Source organism: Actinomadura sp. J1-007 (assembly GCF_009793335.1).
In the GTDB taxonomy this organism is placed as follows: Bacteria; Actinomycetota; Actinomycetes; order Streptosporangiales; family Streptosporangiaceae; genus Spirillospora; species Spirillospora yumaensis.
On record NZ_WING01000001.1, the window covers coordinates 340,642 to 358,623 of the forward strand.

A 17,982-nucleotide genomic window follows, 5' to 3' on the forward strand; every position below is an offset into this window, starting at 1 on the left:
TGGGGAACCGGGGATTTTCTGGAGCCGAGCCACGACGCTGGGTGCGGGACCGGGGCCGCGCCGATCGCGAAGGCCCGCGCGCGCGTCCGCGCGGTCCTACGGGACGTCCGGGAACGGAGGGGCGATGACCGCTCAGATGCGCACCGGCCCGGCCGCGCGCGACCCGAACTTCCGGGGCATCGACCCGCCGGCGCTCAACCAGGTGATCAGGCAGCTCCAGGACGCCAACACCGCGATCAAGGGCTGGCTGAACGGGCACCGGCCGCCGCCCGGCGTCTCGTCCGCCGGGTACCGGCAGGCCGACCAGGTCGCGCAGTGGGCCGCCGACCAGCTCGGGATGCTGACGCGGCGCTACAACTACGCGGTCACCCACCCCGACGAGGGCGGCGGCGTCGACGCGCCTCCCCCGGCCCCGGCGCCCGGCTCGGGCGCGTCCGGCAACGGCGGCGGCTCCGGCCCCGCGAGGCGTCCCGCGCCGACGGCCCCGCGCCCGCGCAAGCAGACCCCGCGCAGGGAGCCGACGCCGAAGGGCGCCGGCGACCTCGGCAACTTCCCCGACCGGCCGGCGGCGTTGAAGGCGGCCCGCACCGACGCGCTCGCCGTCGTCGCCGCGGTCCAGGACCGCAAGGCGATCCCCGAGTCGGTCTGGAAGCACCTCAAGGCCAACGCCGACGACCCCGACTACACCGAGAAGCTGTACGAGCGGCTCGGCCCCGCGGCCTCCGCCGACCTGCTGAAGGCCGCCCGGGGCGACGAGGCGCGCCTCAAGTCCGTCGAGGAGTCGCTCGGCACGGCCAGCCACCACCTGACCATGGACGCCAAGTGGCTGCGGGCGTTCCTCGCCGAGGCCGACCGGGCGGGCGTCCGCCCGGTGGCCGTGCAGGTCCTCAACGGTGCCGCCATGAGCGACCGCACGCGCGACGCGATCGCCGGGCTCCACCTCGGCTCGGCGCCCAAGGCGGCGATGGCCGGTGAGGGGAACGACGCGCGATGACTCCCCCGCCGCCCCCGGGAACGCTCCCGCCGCCGCTCGACCCGGCCGCCGCCGCGAAGCTGGCGCCGACCGAGCAGCCCAACCCCGAGTACCGGCTGCTCTACCAGGCGTACGCGGACGCGTACGGCAGCATCGACAAGCTGCGCCGCGCGCTCGACGCGCCCGTCAAGACGCTCGGCGGCACCGACGCGTGGCTCGGGCCCGAAGCACGGCAGTGGAGCGGGCAGCTCGACGCCAACCGCGGCACGCTGCGCAAGGCGGCCGACCGGATCCTCTGGGACATCTACGACCGGCTCAGCGCGACGCAGCGCACCATCGCCCGCGTCTGAACGCCGCCCGCGCCCGTCCCCGCGGCGTCCGCGCCCGTCCGCGCGGCGGTCCCGGACCGGCGGGCGCGCGGTGACGCCCAGGCGGGCTCGGATGATCAGGAAACGGTCTAGTCTCTAGCGGGTGAAGGAGCCGAAGCTGCGGGAGATCGACGAGCGCGCCTTCCTGCGCCGCCTGACCCCGATCCTCGGGGTGTACGCCGCGGCGATGGAGCCGCCGGCCGAGCAGCTGCCCGGTCGGCACACGATCATGGAGCGGCACACCACCTACCCCGGCTTCCGGGCGTTCGTCGCCGAGCGGCCCCGCTCCCTGCCCGGCCTGAACGGCACGGTGGTGGGGTTCGCCTACGGGTTCCACGGGGCGCGCGGCCAGTGGTGGCACGACGTGGTGCACCACGCGCTGGCCGAGCGCGGCGGCGAGGAGCACGCGGCGCGGTGGCTGGACGATCCGATGGAGGTCGCCGAGCTGCACGTGCACCCGGACGCGCAGGGCCACGGGCTCGGCCGCGGCCTGCTCGGCGCGCTGTGCGAGGGGCGGCCGGAGCGCACCGTGGTGCTCTCGACGCTGGAGCGCCGCCCCGACACCCCCGCGCGCCGCCTCTACCGCTCGGTCGGCATGGAGGACCTGCTCACCGACTTCGAGTTCCCCGGGGGCGGGCCGCGCTACGCGGTCATGGGCGGAACGCTCCCTTTGGCGCCGTACCCGCCGGAGTAGGAGTACGCGTGGGCGTCCAGCAGGTCGTAGACCTCGCGCGTCGCGGTGGACTTGTTGAACGTGATGAAGTGGATGCCGGGCGCGTCCTGGGCGAGGAGCTCGCGGCACACCTCGGCGGCGTGCTCGACGCCGAGCCGCCGCACCGCCTCGGGGTCGTCCGCGACGGCCTCGAACCGGGCCCTGACCTCGGCGGGGAACGGGGCGCCGGAGAGCTGCTCGGACCGTTCGATCGTGCTCATCTGCGTCACCGGCATGATCCCGGGGATGATCGGCACGTCGCAGCCCGCGGCGGCGACCCGGTCGCGGAGCCGGAAGTAGTCCTCGGCGCGGAAGAACATCTGGGTGATCGCGTAGTCGGCCCCGGCGCGGCACTTGGCCACGAAGTGGCGGGTGTCGCTCTCGATGTCGGGCGAGCGCGGGTGCTTGTAGGGGAACGCGGCCACGCCGACGCAGAAGTCGCCGTACGAGCGGATCATCCGGACCAGGTCGGCGGCGTACTCGACGCCCTCCGGATGCTTGACCCACTCGCCCATGGGGTCGCCGGGCGGGTCGCCGCGCACGGCGAGGATGTTGCGCACGCCGACGGACGCGAACCGGCCGATGAGGTGCCGCAGCTCCGCCTGGGAGTGCTCGACGGCGGTGAAGTGGGCGACGGGCGTGAGCGTGGTGTCGCTCGCGATCCGTTCGACGATGTCGACCGTCTTGTCGCGGGTGCCGCCGCCCGCTCCGTACGTCACCGACACGAACGTCGGCTGGAGGGACTCCAGCTCGCGGATGGTGCGCCAGAGGTTGCGGGCGCCCTTGTCGGTCTTGGGCGGGAAGAACTCGAACGAGAAGGACCTGCCCCGGACGCGAGGAGATCGCGGATGGTGGGGGCCCGGTCCGGGCGCTGGCGTCGCATGGGCCAAGCCTACAGACCCGCGATAAAGCGGCTCTGAGGACCGGCCCGGCACCCAGACCGGGGCCCGGTCCGGAGGCAGGGCCGGAGCCGGAGGCAGGGCCGGAGGCGGGGCCGGGGCCGGATGCGGCGGCGGGGCCGGGCACGGAGGCGGAACCGGAGGCAGGACCGAAGCCAGGGCCGGGGCCGGGGCCGGAGCCGGAGGCGGGGCCGGGGCCGGGGCCGGAGCCGGAGGCGGGGCCGGAGCCGGAGGCGGGGCCGGAGCCGAAGGCAGGACCGGAGCCGGAGGCAGGGCCGGAGGCGGAGGCGGGGCCCGGTCCGGGGCCGGGGGCGGGCACGGAGGCGACGGCGGAGGGCGGGGCGGGGCGGAGGGCGGGGCGGGACGGCCGGGTCGCTCGCCCGTCCAGCCCATTTGTCTGGAAATCTCCTGTTAAATCAGGACGGGGGAGGTCCGGGTGGAGTGTCCGGATGGATACGATCTCGGCATGTCGACGAGCCGCATCCGCAAGGAGGTCGACGAGGCGCTCCTGGCCTACGTCGACCGGCAGCGCCCCGGTCTGCTGGGCATCAGCCCCGACCTGGTCCCCCTGCTGTCGGCCCTGGACGCGCTGCTCGGCGGCGGCAAGCGGCTGCGCCCCCTGTTCTGCTACTGGGGCTGGCGCGGCGCGGGCGGCGAGGACGCCCCGGAGATCGTGAACGCCGCCGCGTCCCTGGAGCTGCTCCAGGCGAGCGCGCTGATCCACGACGACGTGATGGACTCCAGCGACACCCGGCGCGGGCAGCCGTCGGTGCACCGCAGGTTCGAGGCGATGCACCGCGAGCACGGCTGGCCTGGCGCCGCCGCGCCGTTCGGCGAGGGCACGGCGATCCTGCTCGGCGACCTGTGCCTCGCCTGGTCCGGGGAGATGTACGAGTCGAGCGGGCTCGGGGACGGCGCGCTGCGGCGCGGCCGTGCCGTGTACGACCTGATGCGCACCGAGGTGATGTGCGGCCAGTACCTCGACATGCTGGAGGGCGCCCGGGGCTCCGGGACGGTCGGGTCGGCGCTGCGCGTCGTCGAGTACAAGAGCGCCAAGTACACGATCGAGCGGCCCCTGCACCTCGGCGCCGCGCTCGCGGGCGCCGCGCCGGAGGTCTCGGAGGCGCTCACCGCGTACGGGCTGCCGCTCGGGATCGCGTTCCAGCTCCGCGACGACGTGCTCGGGGTGTTCGGCGACCCGGCCGAGACGGGCAAGCCCGCCGGGGACGACCTGCGCGAGGGCAAGCGGACCGTCCTGGTGGCGCTGACGCTGGAGCGGGTCGCCGAGGCCGGGGCCGGCGTGCTGCGGCGGCGGCTCGGCGACCCCGACCTGGACGACGCCGGAGTGGACGAGCTGCGCGGGATCATCGAGGAGAGCGGCGGCCTCGCGGCCTGCGAGGAGATGATCGAGCGCTACACCCGGCGGGCCGCGGAGGCGCTGGAGGCGGCGCCGATCACCGGCGAGGCCCGGATCGCGCTGTCGGACCTCGCCGTCGCCGCCACCTCGCGCCTCTCCTGAGCCGCCCCCGCCCCCCGGCCGTCCCCGGGTTCCGGGCGGTCCATGCGGACGTCCGGTGCCCGGTTTACGGATGTGACGAAAATGGCACAATGTGGCCAAATGACCCGTCCGGGGTAGAACTGTCCCACCAGTTGGTGGCAGAAAGGTCGGCATGCCCGCCGACACCCCGGACGCCCGCACGCCGCGCGTCGCCCCCCTGCCCGAGGCCGAGTGGGACGAGACGCTGAAGGCCGTGGCCGCGACCACCGGACCGCTCAACATCTTCACCACCTTCGGGCGCCACCCCGACCTGTTCCAGTCCTGGATCGGGTTCGGGTCGATGCTGCTGATGAAGGGCACGCTGGACGGCCGCGTCCGCGAGCTGGCCATCCTGCGCACCGCCCACCACCGCTCCTGCGCGTACGAGTGGAAGCACCACCACCGGCTCGGTCTGGACGCCGGCCTCACCGAGGTCGAGATCGCCGCGCTGCGCCTCGACCTCGCCGACCACTCGTGGGACGAGCGGGACCGCGCCGTGCTCGCCGCCGCGGACGAGCTGCACGCGCGCGGCACGCTGAGCGACGCCGTGTGGGAGGCGCTCGCCGCGCGGTTCGGGGAGCGCGAGCTGATCGAGCTGGTCTTCCTCGTCGGGCACTACCACATGGTGGCGTTCGCGCTGAACGCCCTCCGCGTCCAGCCCGAGGACGACTGATGCGCGCCGCGCGTCCCCCCGCGGCGCGCCCGCGCGCACGCGCGAGGAGATGGTGGATGCCGGCCTCAGGGGCGCTGGCATCCGTCCTCGTGCTGTCGGCCCTGTCGGCGCCGGGCCCGGCCGCGCAGGCCGCGGCCACCCGGTGCGGCGACCCCGCGACGCGGCCGTGGTGCCGCACGTCCCTGTCGCCCGACCAGCGGACGTCGCTGCTGCTGCCGAAGCTGACCGACGACGAGAAGATCGCGCTGCTGGCGTCCGACGACCCCCTCGGCGGGCCGCTCGGCGGGTTCTTCGAGACCGCCCACGCCGATACCAACCAGGGGATCCCGCGCCTCGGCATCCCGCCGCTCTACATGGCGGACGGCCCGGCCGGGGTCCGGCAGGGCAAGGCGACCGCGCTGCCCGCGCCGATCTCCCTGGCGGCCGGGTTCGACCCGGCGGCGGCGCGCGGGTACGGCGGGACGGTCGGCTGGGAGGCCAGGCACCGCGGCAACGACGTGATCTTCGGGCCGACCGTGGACGTGCTGCGCACCCCCCGCAACGGCCGGACGTTCGAGGGCCTCGGCGAGGACCCGTACCTGTCGGCCGGGCTGGGCGCGTCGTGGGTGCAGGGGGCGCAGGCGCAGGGCGTGATGGCCTCGGTCAAGCACCTGGCGGTCTACACGCAGGAGACCGACCGGATGTCGCTCGGCATGAACGTGGACCCGCGCACGCTCCGCGAGATCTACCTGCCGCCGTTCGAGGCGTCGGTCAAGACCGGCGGCGCGGCGGCCGTGATGTGCGGGTTCGGGAAGCTGAACGGGCGCTGGGCCTGCCAGGACGGGACGACGCTGAAGAAGATCCTGCGCTCGGAGTGGGGCTTCAAGGGGTTCGTGACGTCCGACCACGTCGCCGCGCAGGACTCCGCCGGCGCCGCCAACGGCGGGCTCGACCTGGAGCTGCCGATCGGCCTGCGCTACAACGCGTTCATGCTCAAGCTCGCCGTCGGGCAGAAGAAGGTCGCGCAGGCCACGATCGACGGCCACGCCCGCAACATCCTGCGGACGATGTTCGCGTTCGGGGTGTTCGACCGCGCCGCGTACCCGAACGACCTGACGAGGATCGACCGCGGCGCGAGCGAGGCGTCCGCGCGGCGCCTCGCCGAGAACGGCATCACGCTGCTGAAGAACGAGGGCGGCGCGCTCCCGCTGAACGCCCCGAAGTCGATCGCGCTGATCGGCAAGGGCGCGCAGGCCGTGCCGAGCGGGTTCGGGTCGGCGCAGGTCCAGCCGTTCTCCGCCGTCTCCCCCCGGGACGGGATCGCCCGGCGCGCCGGGTCCGGGACGAAGGTCACCTACGACGGCGGCGGGAACCGCGGCGCGGCGGTGCGGGCCGCGAAGGAGGCGGACGTCGCGATCGTGTTCGCGACCGACGCGCAGGGCGAGTTCTTCGACAAGTCGTGCCTGACGCTGAACTGCGGCGACCCGCTCAAGGGCGACCAGGACGCGCTGATCTCCGAGGTCGCCGCGGCGAACCCCGACACGATCGTCGTGCTGGAGACCGGCGGGCCCGTGCTGACGCCGTGGGCCTCGCGCGTGAAGGGCATCGTCGAGGCGTGGTACCCGGGCCAGGAGGCCGGGAACGCCCTCGCCCGCGTGCTGTACGGCGACGTGGACCCCGGCGGGCGGCTGCCGGTGACGTTCCCCGTACGCGAGCAGGACGCCCCGGCCGCGGGGAACCCGGCGCAGTACCCGGGAGTGAACAAGACCGTCACGTTCTCCGAAGGCGTGATGGTCGGATACCGGCACTACGACGCGAAGGGCATCGCTCCGCGCTTCCCGTTCGGGCACGGCCTGTCGTACACCTCGTTCCGCTACGACGGCCTCGCCGTGCGCCGGGACCGGGTGGAGGTCACGGTCACCAACACGGGCGCGCGTCCAGGGACCGCCGTCCCGCAGCTCTACCTGGGGATGCCTGCGCCGCGCGCGGGCGTGCCGCAGCCGCCGCGCCAGCTCAAGGGGTACGCCAAGCTGACGCTCGGGCCGGGCCAGAGCAGCAGGGTCGCGTTCCCCTGACGGCCCGTTCGCTGTCGTACTGGGACACGGCGTCGAACGGCTGGCGGGTCGCGCCGGGCTGCTACAAGGTGATGGTCGGCGGGTCCTCGCGCGACATCGCGCAGCGGGGGCGTTCTCGCAGGGAGGCTCCGGCTGCTGAGTCGTTCCAGGTAGAAGATCACCGTTCCGCTGCCGCCGCGTGCGCGCACGCGGTACAAATGAGGCAATCTTCGTCCGTCCCCGCCGAGTCGGAGCCCCCAGTGCCGCATGATTCCTCCACCGTGAGGACGCCCCCGCCGCCGGCGCGCCCGAGACCGGGCCGCCGCGACCGCCCGCTCGGGCCCGAGGACCCGCGCAGGCTGGCCGGCTACCGGCTGCTCGGACGGCTCGGCGAGGGCGGCCAGGGCGTGGTCTACCTCGGCCGGGGCGACGACGGCGGGCTCGTCACCGTCAAGCTGCTGCGCGGCGGGGCGGCGGCCGGGCCGCGCGCCCGCGCCCGGTTCGTCAAGGAGGCCGACGCGGCGCTCAGGGTCGCGGGGCGGCACACCGCGCGGGTGCTGGCCGCCGACGTCGCCGGCGACCGCCCGTACATCGTCAGCGAGTTCGTCGAGGGGCCGTCCCTCCAGCACATCGTGGAGGACGAGGGCCCGCTCGCGGGCGGGCCGCTCCGCAAGGTCGCGGTGCGCACCGCCGGCGCGCTCGCCGCGATCCACCGCGCCGGGATCGTGCACCGCGACTTCAAGCCGGGCAACGTCGTCCTCGGACCGGACGGCGCGAAGGTGATCGACTTCGGGGTGGCGCGGATCGCCGACGCGACCCCGGTCACGACCGGGCCGCTCGGCACGCCCTCGTACATGGCGCCCGAGCAGATCGAGGACGAGCCGGTCGGGCCGCCCGCCGACGTGTTCGCCTGGGGCGCGACGATGGTGTACGCGGCGACGGGCCGGCCGCCGTTCGGGACGGGGTCGAGCGCGGCGGTCATGCGGCGCGTCACGTCCCACCGCCCCGACCTCGGCGACCTCCAGGGGCCGCTGCGCGACCTCGCCGCCCGCTGCCTGGACAAGAACCCGGCGGCCCGCCCGACGGCGCCGCAGCTCGTCAGGGCGCTGCGGGACGGCCACGGGCCCGCGCCGAAGCCGCGGCCGAAGCGCATCCCCCGCTACCGCTGGCGGATGATGCTGGCGCTCGCCGGCGTCGTCTGCCTCGGCTTCGCCCTGGGCGTCCTGATCTAGGAGAACGCCCGGGCCGGGCGGACGGCCGGGGCCGGGGCCGTCACCAGTGCGGCGGGCGGTCCTCCAGCAGGCGCGCGTCGTCGTCGCCGCCCCGCCACTCGCCCCAGCCCGCGTCGGTGTCGTCCGCGGTCTGGTCGGGCAGGATCTCCAGATCGTCGTCGCCCAGGTCCACGGGGCGCTCGTCATCGGGTCCTTCGGTCATGCTCCCATTGTGGGTCATGTCCTCAGGCGGCGCGCAACCGGCGAGCCAGCTCGGCCGCCGCGGCGCCCGGGTCGTCGGCCTCGGTGATCGCCCGGACGACCACGGCGCGGCGCGCGCCGGCCGCCAGCACCTCGCCGAGGTTGCCGAGGCCGATGCCGCCGATCGCGAACCAGGGCCGTCCCTCCGGCCGCGCCGCCACGTACTCCAGCAGCTTCGGGCCGGGGGCCTCGCGGCCGGGCTTGGTGGGCGTCGGCCAGACCGGGCCCGCGCAGAAGTAGTCGACGCCCGGCTCTGCGGCGGCGGCGGACGCCTGCTCGCCGGAGTGCGTCGAGCGGCCGATCAGGATGTCCTCGCCGACGATCGCGCGGGCGGCGGGCACCGGCAGGTCGTCCTGGCCGAGGTGCAGGATGTCGGCCTGGACGGCGTGCGCGATGTCGGCCCGGTCGTTGACGGCGAGCAGCGTGCCGTGCCGTTCGCAGGCCTCCCGGAAGACCTCCAGGTGGGCGATCTCCTGCCGCGCCTCCAGGCCCTTCTGGCGGAGCTGGACGATGTCGACGCCGTTGGCGAGGGCGGCGTCGAGGAACGCGGGCAGGTCGCCCTGCCGCTCCCGGGCGTCCGTGCAGAGGTAGAGGCGGGCGCGGCCGAGCCGGGCGCGCAGCGCGACGGCGCGTTCGGAGAGCAGGTGCCTGGACACGAGGGGGCGGGTTCCTTCCGGTCTTGCGCGTTCAGCGGGGCGGGCGGGCGAACGACCGCGGGCCGGGCCCCGCGCCCGGAGGCGGAGGACCCGACCCGCAATCCTGTCATGGCCGGCCGCGCCCCACCCGCCCGAGGCGGCGGACGGGACGCGGGCCGGATCGGAGGCGCTAGAAGGCCATGGCCTGGGCGCGGCGGCGGACCTCGGTGCCGCGGTTCTCGCTGAGGGCGTCGACGGGCGTGCCGGGCAGGGTGTCGTCGGGGTGAAGAGCCAGCGCAGCGTCTCCACGTCGTCGAACCCGGCGTCGGACAGGAGCGTCAGGGTGCCGGACAGGCCCTTGATGACCTGGCCGTCCTTGATGAACGCGGCCGGGACCATCAGTCCCCCCTCGCGGCGGACGGCGAGGAGCCGGCGCTCGCTGAGGAGCTGCTTGGTGCGGTTGATCTTGATACCGAGGCGCTCGGCCGCCTCCCGCAGGGTGATCCACTCGCCCGCGAGGGCGTCGGTCCGGGGGTCGAGAGCGCTGTCGACGGTTGCGTGCATCTGCGTCACGCCCCCTTGCTACCACGCCGCCGGACCGCTCAAACCATCACGGCTTCACCGCATGGCGAACGGGCGTCTCCGGGTCGGCGAGCGCCTCGGCGTCCACCCGCGTCCCTGCCGCGATCACGCGCCTGGCCTGCACGAGGTCGCGGGGGCGGTCGACGGTGAGGATCGCGTCGAGGCGGTCCCCGGTGAGCCACGCGACGGCCCACTTGCGCCCGGCCGGGTCCCCGCGGCGGACGAGCCGTTCGGACGCCGCGTGGTGCCCGGCGTACTGGACCATCCGGCCGAACTGCTCGGACCAGAAGTAGGGCGCCGCGTCGTACGCCGCGTCCTCGCCGAGGAGCGTCGCGGCGGCCACCTCGGGGGCGTTCAGGGCGGTGTCCCAGTGCTCGACCAGGAGCCGCCGCCCGTACCGGCCCGACCACCAGGCGGCGACGTCGCCGACCGCGACCACGTCGTGGCGGACGGCGCCGGGGCCGGCGGCGCCGGGCGCGGCGCCGTCCAGACAGGCGCGGAACGACGCGTCGGTGACGACACCGCGCTCGACCAGCAGGCCCGAGCCGTCCAGCCAGCCGACGTTGGGCCGGACGCCGACGCCGACGAGGACCTCGTCGGCGTCGATCCGGCCGCCGCCCGCGAGGGCGAGCCCGTCGCGGTCGACGGCCGCGACCTTGACGCCGGTGCGCAGCTCGACGCCGGCCTCGGCGTACCAGGGGACGGTGAGGGCGCCGATCTCGGGTCCGATCGCGTTCGCGAGGGGCGTGTCGGCGGCCTCGGCGACGGTGACCCGGCAGCCCTTCTTCGCGGCCGCGGTGGCGACCTCGGCGCCGATCCAGCCCGCTCCGACGATGACCAGGCGGGTCCCCTCGGTGAGGCGGGACCGCAGCGCCAGCGCGTCGTCGACGGTGCGCAGCACGTGCTGGGGCCCGTCGCCGGGCAGCGTGACGGGGCGGCGCCGGTCGCGATGACCAGGCCGTCGAACGGCAGGTCGCCGGCCGTCGTGGCGAGCGTCCCGCCGCGCGGGTCGTCCAGGCGCAGCCCGGTCGCGGTCTCGCCGAGCAGCAGGTCGCAGCGGAGCGCGGCCCAGTCGGTGTCGATGCGGGTGTCGTCCTCGGCGCCCGCGAGCACGGCCTTCGACAGCGGCGGCCGGTCGTACGGCGCGTGCCGTTCCGCCGAGACGAGCGCCAGCGCGCCCTCGTACCCCTTGCTCCGCAGCGCCTCCGCGGCGCGCACGCCCGCCAGCCCGCCGCCGACGACGATCACCCTGTCCATGGGGTCACCCTAACCGGCGGCGCCGGACGGCTTTTGGACGGGTGTCCAGACAGACGCTCACCTCAAAACGGTCGTAGGGTGGGAATCACAGCAGAACAGCACGTAGCGCGGGAGTCCGGTCCGACCGGGCTGAGAGGGCGGCTACCGGCCGTCCCGCCTGAGGGCGGGACGCGCCACACGGGCCGCCGACCGCCAGGACCTGATCCGGATCATGCCGGCGAAGGGAGCGCCCATGGAGATCGTGATCATCGGGGCCGGGGTCATCGGCCTCGCCACCGCGTGGCGGGCCGCCGCGCGCGGGGCGGCGGTGACCCTCGTGGACCCCGCCCCGCGAGCGGCGCCTCGTCCGTCGCGGCGGGGATGCTCACCCCGGTGAGCGAGCTGACCTACGGCGAGGAGCCGCTGCTGCGGCTCGGCCTCGCCTCCCGCGAGCGCTACGGCGCGTTCGCGGCGGAACTGGCGGAGCTGACCGGCCTGGAGACCGGCTACCGCACCAACGGGATCATCGAGGTCGCGTTCGACTCCGACGACCTGAGGCACCTGGACGACCTGCGCAGGTTCCAGGAGTCGCTGGGCATCCCGACCGAGGCGCTGAACGGCCGCGAGTGCCGCAGGCTGGAGCCGATGCTCGCGCCCGGCGTCCGGGGCGGGCTGCTCGCCCCCGAGGACGGCTCGGTCGACCCGCGCCGGCTCACCCCGGCGCTGCTCGCGGCGGGCGAGCGGCTCGGCGTGCGGCTGGTGCGCTCCCGGGTCTCCGCCGTGCTGGTCGAGAACGACGTCGCGACCGGCGTGCGCCTCGACGACGGCGCCGAGATCAGGGCCGACCGGACGCTCCTCGCGGCCGGGCCCTGGTGCGGCGACATCGGCGGGCTGCCCGACGGGGTCGTTCCGGAGGTGCGTCCCGTCAAGGGGCAGGTGCTCCGGCTGCGCACCCGCGCGCCGTTCATCCAGCGGTCGACGCGCGGGATCGTCAAGGGCTCCTCGATCTACCTGGTCCCGCGCGCCGACGGCGAGATCGTGGTCGGGGCGACGCAGGAGGAGATGGGGTTCGACACCCGCGTGACGGCGGGCGGGCTGTGGGAGCTGCTGCGCGACGCGCGCGAGCTGCTGCCCGGCGTCACCGAGCTCGACTTCGCCGAGGTGTCGGCGGGGCTGCGCCCCGGGTCGCCCGACAACGCCCCGGTGATGGGCCCGACCGCGCTGCCGGGCCTGTACGTCGGCACGGGGCATTTCCGCAACGGCATCCTGCTGACCCCGGTGAGCGCCGACATCCTCGCCGAGGTGCTGGTGGACGGGACCGTTCCCGAGGTCGGGCGGCCGTTCACGCCGGAACGATTCCAGACAAGGAGCGGGGCATGAGGGTCATCGTCAACGGCGAGCCGCGCGAGCTGCCGGACGGCGCCAGCGTGGCCGAGGCGGTCGCGGGCGTCACGGCCTCGGCGGGCGTCGCGGTGGCGGTCAACGACGAGGTGGTGCGGCGGTCCGCGTGGGACGCGACGACGCTGAACGAGGCGGACCGGCTCGAAGTGCTGACCGCCGTGCAGGGAGGGTGAACGTGGAGGACGTGGAGCGCGGGGAGGACGTGGAGCGGGTGGCCGACACCGACCGGCTGGTCATCGCGGGCGAGGAGCTGGGCTCCCGGCTGATCATGGGCACCGGGGGCGCGCCCAGCATGCAGGTCCTGCGCGAGGCGCTGACCGCGTCCGGGACGGAGCTGACGACCGTCGCGATGCGGCGCGTGGACCCGTCCGCGCGCGGCTCGGTGCTGGACGTGCTGACCGGGTGCGGCATCCGCGTGCTGCCCAACACCGCCGGGTGCTTCACGGCGGGCGAGGCCGTCCTGACCGCCAAGCTGGCCCGCGAGGCGCTCGGCACGAACTGGGTGAAGCTGGAGGTCATCGCCGACGAGCACACCCTGCTGCCCGACCCGATCGAGCTGGTGGAGGCGGCCGAGCAGCTCGTGGACGACGGCTTCGTCGTGCTGCCGTACACCAACGACGATCCCGTCCTCGCCCGCCGCCTGGAGCAGATCGGGTGCGCGGCGGTGATGCCGCTCGGCTCCCCCATCGGCTCGGGGCTCGGCATCCGCAACCCGCACAACATCGAGCTGATCGTCGAACGGGCGGGCGTCCCGGTCATCCTGGACGCGGGCCTCGGCACCGCGAGCGACGCGGCGCTGGCGATGGAGCTCGGCTGCGACGCCGTCCTGCTCGCCACCGCGGTCACCCGCGCCCAGTCCCCCGCGCGGATGGCCGCCGCGATGCGCCACGCCGTCGAGGCCGGACGGCTGGCCCGCCTGGCGGGCCGCATCCCGAAGCGCCACTACGCCCAGGCGAGCTCCCCCTTCGAGGGCCTCGCCACGAGCGGCTGACGCACGCCGCACGCCCTACGGCGTACGGCGCGCACCCGCCCATGGTTAAGCATCCCTACAACGATCTGCGTAGTCGTTTTCGCTGGACCTGAAGGGTGGACGGGCCGGAGACTGTGCCGCGTCCACCGGATCCTCCAGGCCGCCGCGGCCCGCAACCGCACGGCTCACTTCGGTGTTCGTCGAAACGACGTCGTCCTAGGGTGCGTGAACATGGAACAGCGGAGCGCGGGCGGACCGAGGGTGGACCGGCGGGCCGTCGCGGCGGCCACCGTCACGGTGGTGCTGTGGGCGTCGGCATTTGTGGCGATCCGCAGCGCCGGGTCCGAGTTCGGGCCCGGCGCGCTCGCGCTCGGGCGGCTGCTGTCGGGGACGGTCGTGCTGGCCCTGATCTGCCTGGTGCGCAAGGAGGGCCTCCCGCCCCGCGCGGCGTGGCCCGGGATCCTGGCGTCGGGCCTGCTGTGGTTCGGGCTCTACATGGTCGTGCTCAACTGGGGCGAGCAAAAGGTCGACGCGGGCACCGCCGCGCTCGTGGTCAACATCGGCCCGATCGTGGTCGCGCTGCTCGGCGGCTGGCTGCTGAAGGAGGGCTTCCCGCCGCGCCTGCTGGCCGGGATGGCCGTGTCGTTCGGCGGCGCCGCCGTGGTCGGCCTGTCGACGTCCGGGGACGGCGGCTCGTCGGTGCTCGGCGTCCTGCTGTGCGTCGTGGCCGCCCTGTCGTACGGCGGGGCGTCGTCGCGCAGAAGCCTGCGCTGCGGCACGGGTCGGCGCTCCAGGTCACGACGTTCGGCTGCGGGGTCGGCGCGGTCGCCTGCCTGCCGTTCTCGGGGCAGCTCGTCTCCCAGCTCGGGGACGCCTCGGCGGGCGCGACGCTCAACATGGTGTACCTCGGCGTGTTCCCGACCGCGATCGCGTTCACGACCTGGGCGTACGCCCTGGCGCGGACGTCGGCGGGCCGGATGGGCGCCACCACCTACGCCGCGCCCGCGCTGGTGGTGCTCATGTCGTGGGCGGCGCTCGGCGAGGTGCCCGCCCTGATCACGCTCGGCGGCGGGCTGCTGTGCCTGGCCGGGGTGGCGGTGTCGCGCGGCTCCCGCCGCCGCCCGCGCCCGGACGCCGCAGCGGGCGTGGACAGGGTCCCCGAGCGGGTCGGATAGCTCCGCGGGCCCATCGACGCTCATACTCGCGGCTGATGAGATCCGGTGGATTTCGCCCTTACACTCGCTCTGATGGACACGTCGGTTGCCGATCCACTCGTCGGACAGGTGCTCGACGGGCGCTACCGCATCGAGTCGCGGGTCGCCCGCGGCGGCATGGCCACGGTGTACGTGGCGCGCGACGTCCGGCTCGACCGGATCGTCGCGATCAAGGTCATGCACGCCGGGCTGGCGTCCGACGACGACTTCGTGGCCCGCTTCATCGGCGAGGCGAAGGCCGCCGCGGCGCTCTCCCACCCCAACGTGGTCGCGGTCTACGACCAGCGCACCGACGGCGAGCACGTCTTCCTGGTGATGGAGTACGTGCCGGGCCGCACCCTGCGCGACCTGCTCACCGAGCGCGGGCGGCTCGGCCCGCGCGCCGCGCTGGAGATCATGCAGCCGGTGCTGGCCGCGCTCGGCGCCGCGCACCGCGGCGGCCTCGTGCACCGCGACGTCAAGCCCGAGAACGTGCTGCTCACCGAGGACGGCCAGGCGAAGGTGGCCGACTTCGGGCTGGCCCGCGCCGAGTCCGCCAGCAAGATGACCAAGACCGGGCTGATCATCGGCACCGTCGGCTACCTGGCGCCCGAGCAGGTGCTGGCGGGCAGCGCCGACGTCCGCTCGGACGTCTACGCCTCCGGCGTGATGCTCTACGAGCTGCTCACCGGCGAGCTGCCGCACCGCGCCGACACCGCCCTCGCCGTGGCCTACAAGCACGTCAACGAGGCCGTACCGCCGCCGTCGGCCGCCGTGCCCGGCCTGACCCCCGCGATCGACGCGCTGGTCACCCGCGCCACCGCGCACGACCCCGCCGCGCGCCCGCAGGACGCCAACCGGCTGCTCGGCGAGGTCGCCGAGGTGTTCGGCGGGCTCCCGCGCGACTTCGACGAGCGCGTCGAGGAGGCGTCCCGCAACCAGACCGCGGTCCTGGAGACGCCGGCCCCGCCGCCCGGCCCGTACGCCCCGCAGTACGGGCCGCCCGGCGGGGGCCGCACCGCGGTGCTCGACCCGTCGGGCACCGCCCCGGTCGAGCCGCCGCCCGCGGCCGCGCCGACCGCGCGATCGGCGCGATCACCGGCAAGTACGTGCTGATCGCCATCGGCGCGATCGCCGCCGTGATCCTCGGCTGGGCCGTCTGGTACCAGACGAGCGGCCAGTACGAGCACGTCCCCGAGCGGATCGTCGGGATGAAGGTGGCCGACGCCAAGGCGAAGCTCGAAGGCGCCGGGATGACCGTCCGGGTGGGGCCGAAGCAGTTCAGCGACCGCGTCCGCAAGGACCAGGTGGTCAAGTCCGATCCCCCGGCGGGCGCGCGGATCGCCAAGGGCGACACCGTGACGCTCACGCCGTCCAAGGGGCGGATGCCGCGCGAGGTGCCCGACGTCACCGGCAAGTCCGTCGAGGACGCGACCGGCGACCTGCGCGGCAAGGGGTTCACCGTCGGCCGTACGAGCCGGGAGCCGTCCCAGACCGTCGGCAAGGGCGACGTGATCCGCACCGACCCGAAGGGCGGCGCCGAGCAGTCCCCCGACGTCCCGGTGGACCTGGTCGTCAGCACCGGCATGTCGATGCCCGGCCTCGTCGGCACCAACGGCGACGAGGCCGCCAACAAGCTCCGCGCCATGGGCCTGGACGTCAAGGTCGACAAGGAGGACCCGGGCGACCGGCAGCCCAACACGGTGCTGCGCCAGGACCCGGCGCAGGGCACCGGCGTCTCGCGCGGCGACAGCGTCCACCTCGTGGTCACCGACCGCAAGTGCGCCTTCAACGCGGGCCCGGTCCACATCGGCTGCGACGACGGCGACCGCGGCCAGAACGCGAGCGTGCCCGTCCCCAACACGGTCGGCCAGAACGTCAAGGACGCCCGCCAGGCCCTCAGGAGCTCCGGCTTCAAGGTCAAGGAGACCGGGTGGGGCGGCGACACCGTCCGCTTCCAGAACCCGGGCGGCGGCGAGGCCCCGCGCGGCTCCACCGTCACCATCGTCCGCGGTCCCTGAGCGGGCGGGGCCGCCGCCGCGAGCGGCTAGGCTGAACGGCCTATGACCTCATCGAACAACCCCGTCGGCGGCCACGTCCCGGTGGCCGGCGGCCTCGCCACCGGCGGCCTGAAGTACGCCGCGGAGATCGGCGCGGAGACCGTCCAGGTGTTCGTGTCCAACCCGCGCGGATGGGCGCTGCCGGAGGGCAAACCCGCGGAGGACGCCAAGCTGCGCGAGCGCGACGACGTCACGGTGTACGTGCACACGCCGTACCTGGTCAACTTCGGCTCGCCCAGCGAGGAGACCCTCGCCAAGTCGGTCGCGACCGTCCGGCACTCGCTGCTGCGCGGCCACGCGATCGGCGCGCGCGGCGTGGTCGTGCACACCGGTTCGGCGGTCACCCAGTCGTACGACGAGGCGATGAAGCAGGTCCGCGAGCACGTGCTGCCGCTGCTGGAGGAGATCCCCGAGGGCGGCCCCGACCTGCTGCTGGAGCCGATGGCCGGGCAGGGCAACATGCTGTGCGCCAAGGTCCAGGACCTCGGCGAGTTCTTCGAACGGCTCGACCACCACCCGAGGCTCGGCGTCTGCTTCGACACCTGCCACGCGTTCGCCGCCGGCCACGACCTCGCAGCGCCGGGCGGCGCCGCCCGGACGATGGACGAGCTGGTCGCCGCCGTCGGCGAGAACCGGCTGAAGCTCGTCCACGCCAACGACTCCAAGGACGCCTGCGGCTCGGCCAAGGACCGCCACGAGAACATCGGCGCGGGCCGGATCGGGGAGGAGCCGTTCGCCGAGCTGTTCCGCCACCCGGCGGTGGCGGGCGTCCCGTTCGTCATCGAGACCCCGGCCGCGGCGCCGAGCCGCACGCCAAGGACGTCGCGACCCTCAAGCGCCTGCGCGACGGCTAACCGCCCCCGGCCCGCGCGGCCCGCGCGGGGGCGGCGCGCTCCCCGCCGCGGTCGGCCCGCCGTACGAAAAAGGGCTCGGACGCCGCTGAACAACCCCCCGACTGTCCAGCGGCGCCCGAGCCGCAGGCCACCGGATCCCACCCCCCGGTACGGGATCCGGTGACTCATGATCCGGCGGTCGACTGGCGAGCGCCGGATCTCCAGTTGTGTTCTTGGACGGGGCCCCGCGGCGTTCTGCCGCTCCCCGACGGGTGGTGCGTGTGGTGCCACTGAGAACACTAGAGGGCTTCCCACACCAGTAGCGGGGTGGAAACACCACCAGCGATGAACGGTGCGTAGTCAGCGATATACGTTCGGTAGCCGTACGACGAGCGGTCCGTCCGG

At 74.8% G+C, this 17,982-nt stretch carries 15 protein-coding genes, 6 pseudogenes and 1 riboswitch; of the genes and pseudogenes, 15 read left to right on the forward strand and 6 right to left on the reverse strand.

Going from position 1 to position 17,982, the window contains the following annotated elements:
• The first annotated feature begins 124 nt into the window (after positions 1-124).
• The 3 genes from GEV43_RS01520 to GEV43_RS01530 all read left to right on the forward strand — a co-directional run bounded on the left by GEV43_RS01520 (position 125) and on the right by GEV43_RS01530 (position 2,035).
• The gene (locus tag GEV43_RS01520; protein ID WP_160819167.1) at positions 125-994 is read left to right on the forward strand and encodes a hypothetical protein; all 870 of its coding nucleotides are present in this window, start codon (positions 125-127) and stop codon (positions 992-994) included.
• Positions 991-1,323: a hypothetical protein gene (locus tag GEV43_RS01525; protein WP_160819168.1), complete on the forward strand. Its 333-nt coding sequence runs from the start codon at positions 991-993 to the stop codon at positions 1,321-1,323. The genes GEV43_RS01520 and GEV43_RS01525 overlap by 4 nt, the downstream gene beginning before the upstream one ends.
• Before the next feature lie 121 nt (positions 1,324-1,444).
• On the forward strand, positions 1,445-2,035 hold the full coding sequence (locus tag GEV43_RS01530; protein WP_309239383.1) for a GNAT family N-acetyltransferase: 591 nt from the start codon (positions 1,445-1,447) through the stop codon (positions 2,033-2,035).
• Here GEV43_RS01530 and metF read toward each other — a convergent pair.
• Positions 1,984-2,943 carry a methylenetetrahydrofolate reductase [NAD(P)H] gene (metF, locus tag GEV43_RS01535; RefSeq protein WP_194252514.1) on the reverse strand — a complete coding sequence of 320 codons (960 nt, stop codon included), beginning with the start codon at positions 2,941-2,943 and terminating at the stop codon, positions 1,984-1,986. The two genes, GEV43_RS01530 and metF, sit on opposite strands and share 52 nt — an antisense overlap.
• 475 nt (positions 2,944-3,418) lie before the next feature.
• Here metF and GEV43_RS01540 point away from each other — a divergent pair, with 475 nt between their 5' ends.
• The 4 genes and pseudogenes from GEV43_RS01540 to GEV43_RS01555 all read left to right on the forward strand — a co-directional run bounded on the left by GEV43_RS01540 (position 3,419) and on the right by GEV43_RS01555 (position 8,427).
• Entirely contained in the window at positions 3,419-4,471 is a 1,053-nt protein-coding gene (locus GEV43_RS01540) for a polyprenyl synthetase family protein (protein ID WP_160819170.1), read from the forward strand.
• Between the two features lie 151 nt (positions 4,472-4,622).
• Complete coding sequence (locus GEV43_RS01545; RefSeq protein WP_160819171.1) at positions 4,623-5,162, forward strand: carboxymuconolactone decarboxylase family protein; 540 nt, start codon at positions 4,623-4,625, stop codon at positions 5,160-5,162.
• A gap of 353 nt (positions 5,163-5,515) precedes the next feature.
• Positions 5,516-7,245 (forward strand): annotated as a pseudogene (locus GEV43_RS01550) (beta-glucosidase); the annotation flags it as partial.
• Positions 7,246-7,476: 231 nt separating this feature from the next.
• The gene (locus GEV43_RS01555; protein ID WP_309239384.1) at positions 7,477-8,427 is read left to right on the forward strand and encodes a serine/threonine-protein kinase; all 951 of its coding nucleotides are present in this window, start codon (positions 7,477-7,479) and stop codon (positions 8,425-8,427) included.
• 40 nt (positions 8,428-8,467) lie between these two features.
• Here GEV43_RS01555 and GEV43_RS46740 read toward each other — a convergent pair whose 3' ends face one another.
• The 5 genes and pseudogenes from GEV43_RS46740 to GEV43_RS55820 form a co-directional block, all read right to left on the reverse strand.
• Complete coding sequence (locus GEV43_RS46740) at positions 8,468-8,629, reverse strand: hypothetical protein (RefSeq protein WP_164717163.1); 162 nt, start codon at positions 8,627-8,629, stop codon at positions 8,468-8,470.
• Between the two features lie 22 nt (positions 8,630-8,651).
• On the reverse strand, positions 8,652-9,323 hold the full coding sequence (gene thiE / locus GEV43_RS01560; protein WP_160819173.1) for a thiamine phosphate synthase: 672 nt from the start codon (positions 9,321-9,323) through the stop codon (positions 8,652-8,654).
• A gap of 235 nt (positions 9,324-9,558) precedes the next feature.
• A pseudogene (locus GEV43_RS01565) lies at positions 9,559-9,866 on the reverse strand (Rv2175c family DNA-binding protein); the annotation flags it as partial.
• Positions 9,867-9,912: 46 nt separating this feature from the next.
• Positions 9,913-10,149, reverse strand: coding sequence for an oxidoreductase C-terminal domain-containing protein (locus tag GEV43_RS55815; RefSeq protein ID WP_375539076.1), 237 nt, complete (start codon positions 10,147-10,149; stop codon positions 9,913-9,915).
• 162 nt (positions 10,150-10,311) lie between these two features.
• Positions 10,312-11,141, reverse strand: a pseudogene (locus tag GEV43_RS55820) (NAD(P)/FAD-dependent oxidoreductase); the annotation flags it as partial.
• Between the two features lie 97 nt (positions 11,142-11,238).
• Positions 11,239-11,384, forward strand: a riboswitch (TPP riboswitch).
• Between GEV43_RS55820 and thiO the strand changes: the two are divergent.
• The 8 genes and pseudogenes from thiO to GEV43_RS01600 all read left to right on the forward strand — a co-directional run bounded on the left by thiO (position 11,374) and on the right by GEV43_RS01600 (position 17,598).
• A pseudogene (thiO, locus tag GEV43_RS01575) lies at positions 11,374-12,500 on the forward strand (glycine oxidase ThiO). (Overlaps the previous riboswitch by 11 nt.)
• Positions 12,497-12,694: a sulfur carrier protein ThiS gene (gene thiS / locus GEV43_RS01580; protein WP_160819174.1), complete on the forward strand. Its 198-nt coding sequence runs from the start codon at positions 12,497-12,499 to the stop codon at positions 12,692-12,694. The pseudogene thiO and the gene thiS overlap by 4 nt, the downstream one beginning before the upstream one ends.
• Before the next feature lie 2 nt (positions 12,695-12,696).
• A complete protein-coding gene (locus GEV43_RS01585) occupies positions 12,697-13,512 on the forward strand; it encodes a thiazole synthase (protein WP_309239386.1) in 816 nt (271 codons plus the stop codon).
• Between the two features lie 210 nt (positions 13,513-13,722).
• Positions 13,723-14,097 (forward strand): annotated as a pseudogene (locus tag GEV43_RS49100) (DMT family transporter); the annotation flags it as partial.
• A gap of 110 nt (positions 14,098-14,207) precedes the next feature.
• Entirely contained in the window at positions 14,208-14,666 is a 459-nt protein-coding gene (locus GEV43_RS49105; protein ID WP_309239993.1) for a DMT family transporter, read from the forward strand.
• Between the two features lie 72 nt (positions 14,667-14,738).
• The gene (locus GEV43_RS47790; RefSeq protein WP_206681038.1) at positions 14,739-15,800 is read left to right on the forward strand and encodes a protein kinase; all 1,062 of its coding nucleotides are present in this window, start codon (positions 14,739-14,741) and stop codon (positions 15,798-15,800) included.
• Positions 15,794-16,705: a Stk1 family PASTA domain-containing Ser/Thr kinase gene (locus GEV43_RS47795; RefSeq protein ID WP_206681039.1), complete on the forward strand. Its 912-nt coding sequence runs from the start codon at positions 15,794-15,796 to the stop codon at positions 16,703-16,705. Before GEV43_RS47790 ends, GEV43_RS47795 begins: the two co-directional genes overlap by 7 nt.
• Before the next feature lie 42 nt (positions 16,706-16,747).
• Positions 16,748-17,598, forward strand: a pseudogene (locus GEV43_RS01600) (deoxyribonuclease IV).
• The last annotated feature ends 384 nt before the right edge of the window (positions 17,599-17,982 follow it).

Excerpts from the sequence above, each read along its gene's own strand:
- GEV43_RS01520 (WP_160819167.1), top strand. The coding sequence starts at position 125 with ATGACCGCTCAGATGCGCACCGGCCCGGCCGCGCGCGACCCGAACTTC.
- GEV43_RS01525 (WP_160819168.1), top strand. The coding sequence starts at position 991 with ATGACTCCCCCGCCGCCCCCGGGAACGCTCCCGCCGCCGCTCGACCCG.
- GEV43_RS01540 (WP_160819170.1), top strand. The coding sequence starts at position 3,419 with ATGTCGACGAGCCGCATCCGCAAGGAGGTCGACGAGGCGCTCCTGGCC.
- GEV43_RS01545 (WP_160819171.1), top strand. The coding sequence starts at position 4,623 with ATGCCCGCCGACACCCCGGACGCCCGCACGCCGCGCGTCGCCCCCCTG.
- GEV43_RS46740 (WP_164717163.1), bottom strand. The coding sequence starts at position 8,629 with ATGACCGAAGGACCCGATGACGAGCGCCCCGTGGACCTGGGCGACGAC.
- GEV43_RS55815 (WP_375539076.1), bottom strand. The coding sequence starts at position 10,149 with ATGGTCCAGTACGCCGGGCACCACGCGGCGTCCGAACGGCTCGTCCGC.
- thiS (WP_160819174.1), top strand. The coding sequence starts at position 12,497 with ATGAGGGTCATCGTCAACGGCGAGCCGCGCGAGCTGCCGGACGGCGCC.
- GEV43_RS47790 (WP_206681038.1), top strand. The coding sequence starts at position 14,739 with ATGGACACGTCGGTTGCCGATCCACTCGTCGGACAGGTGCTCGACGGG.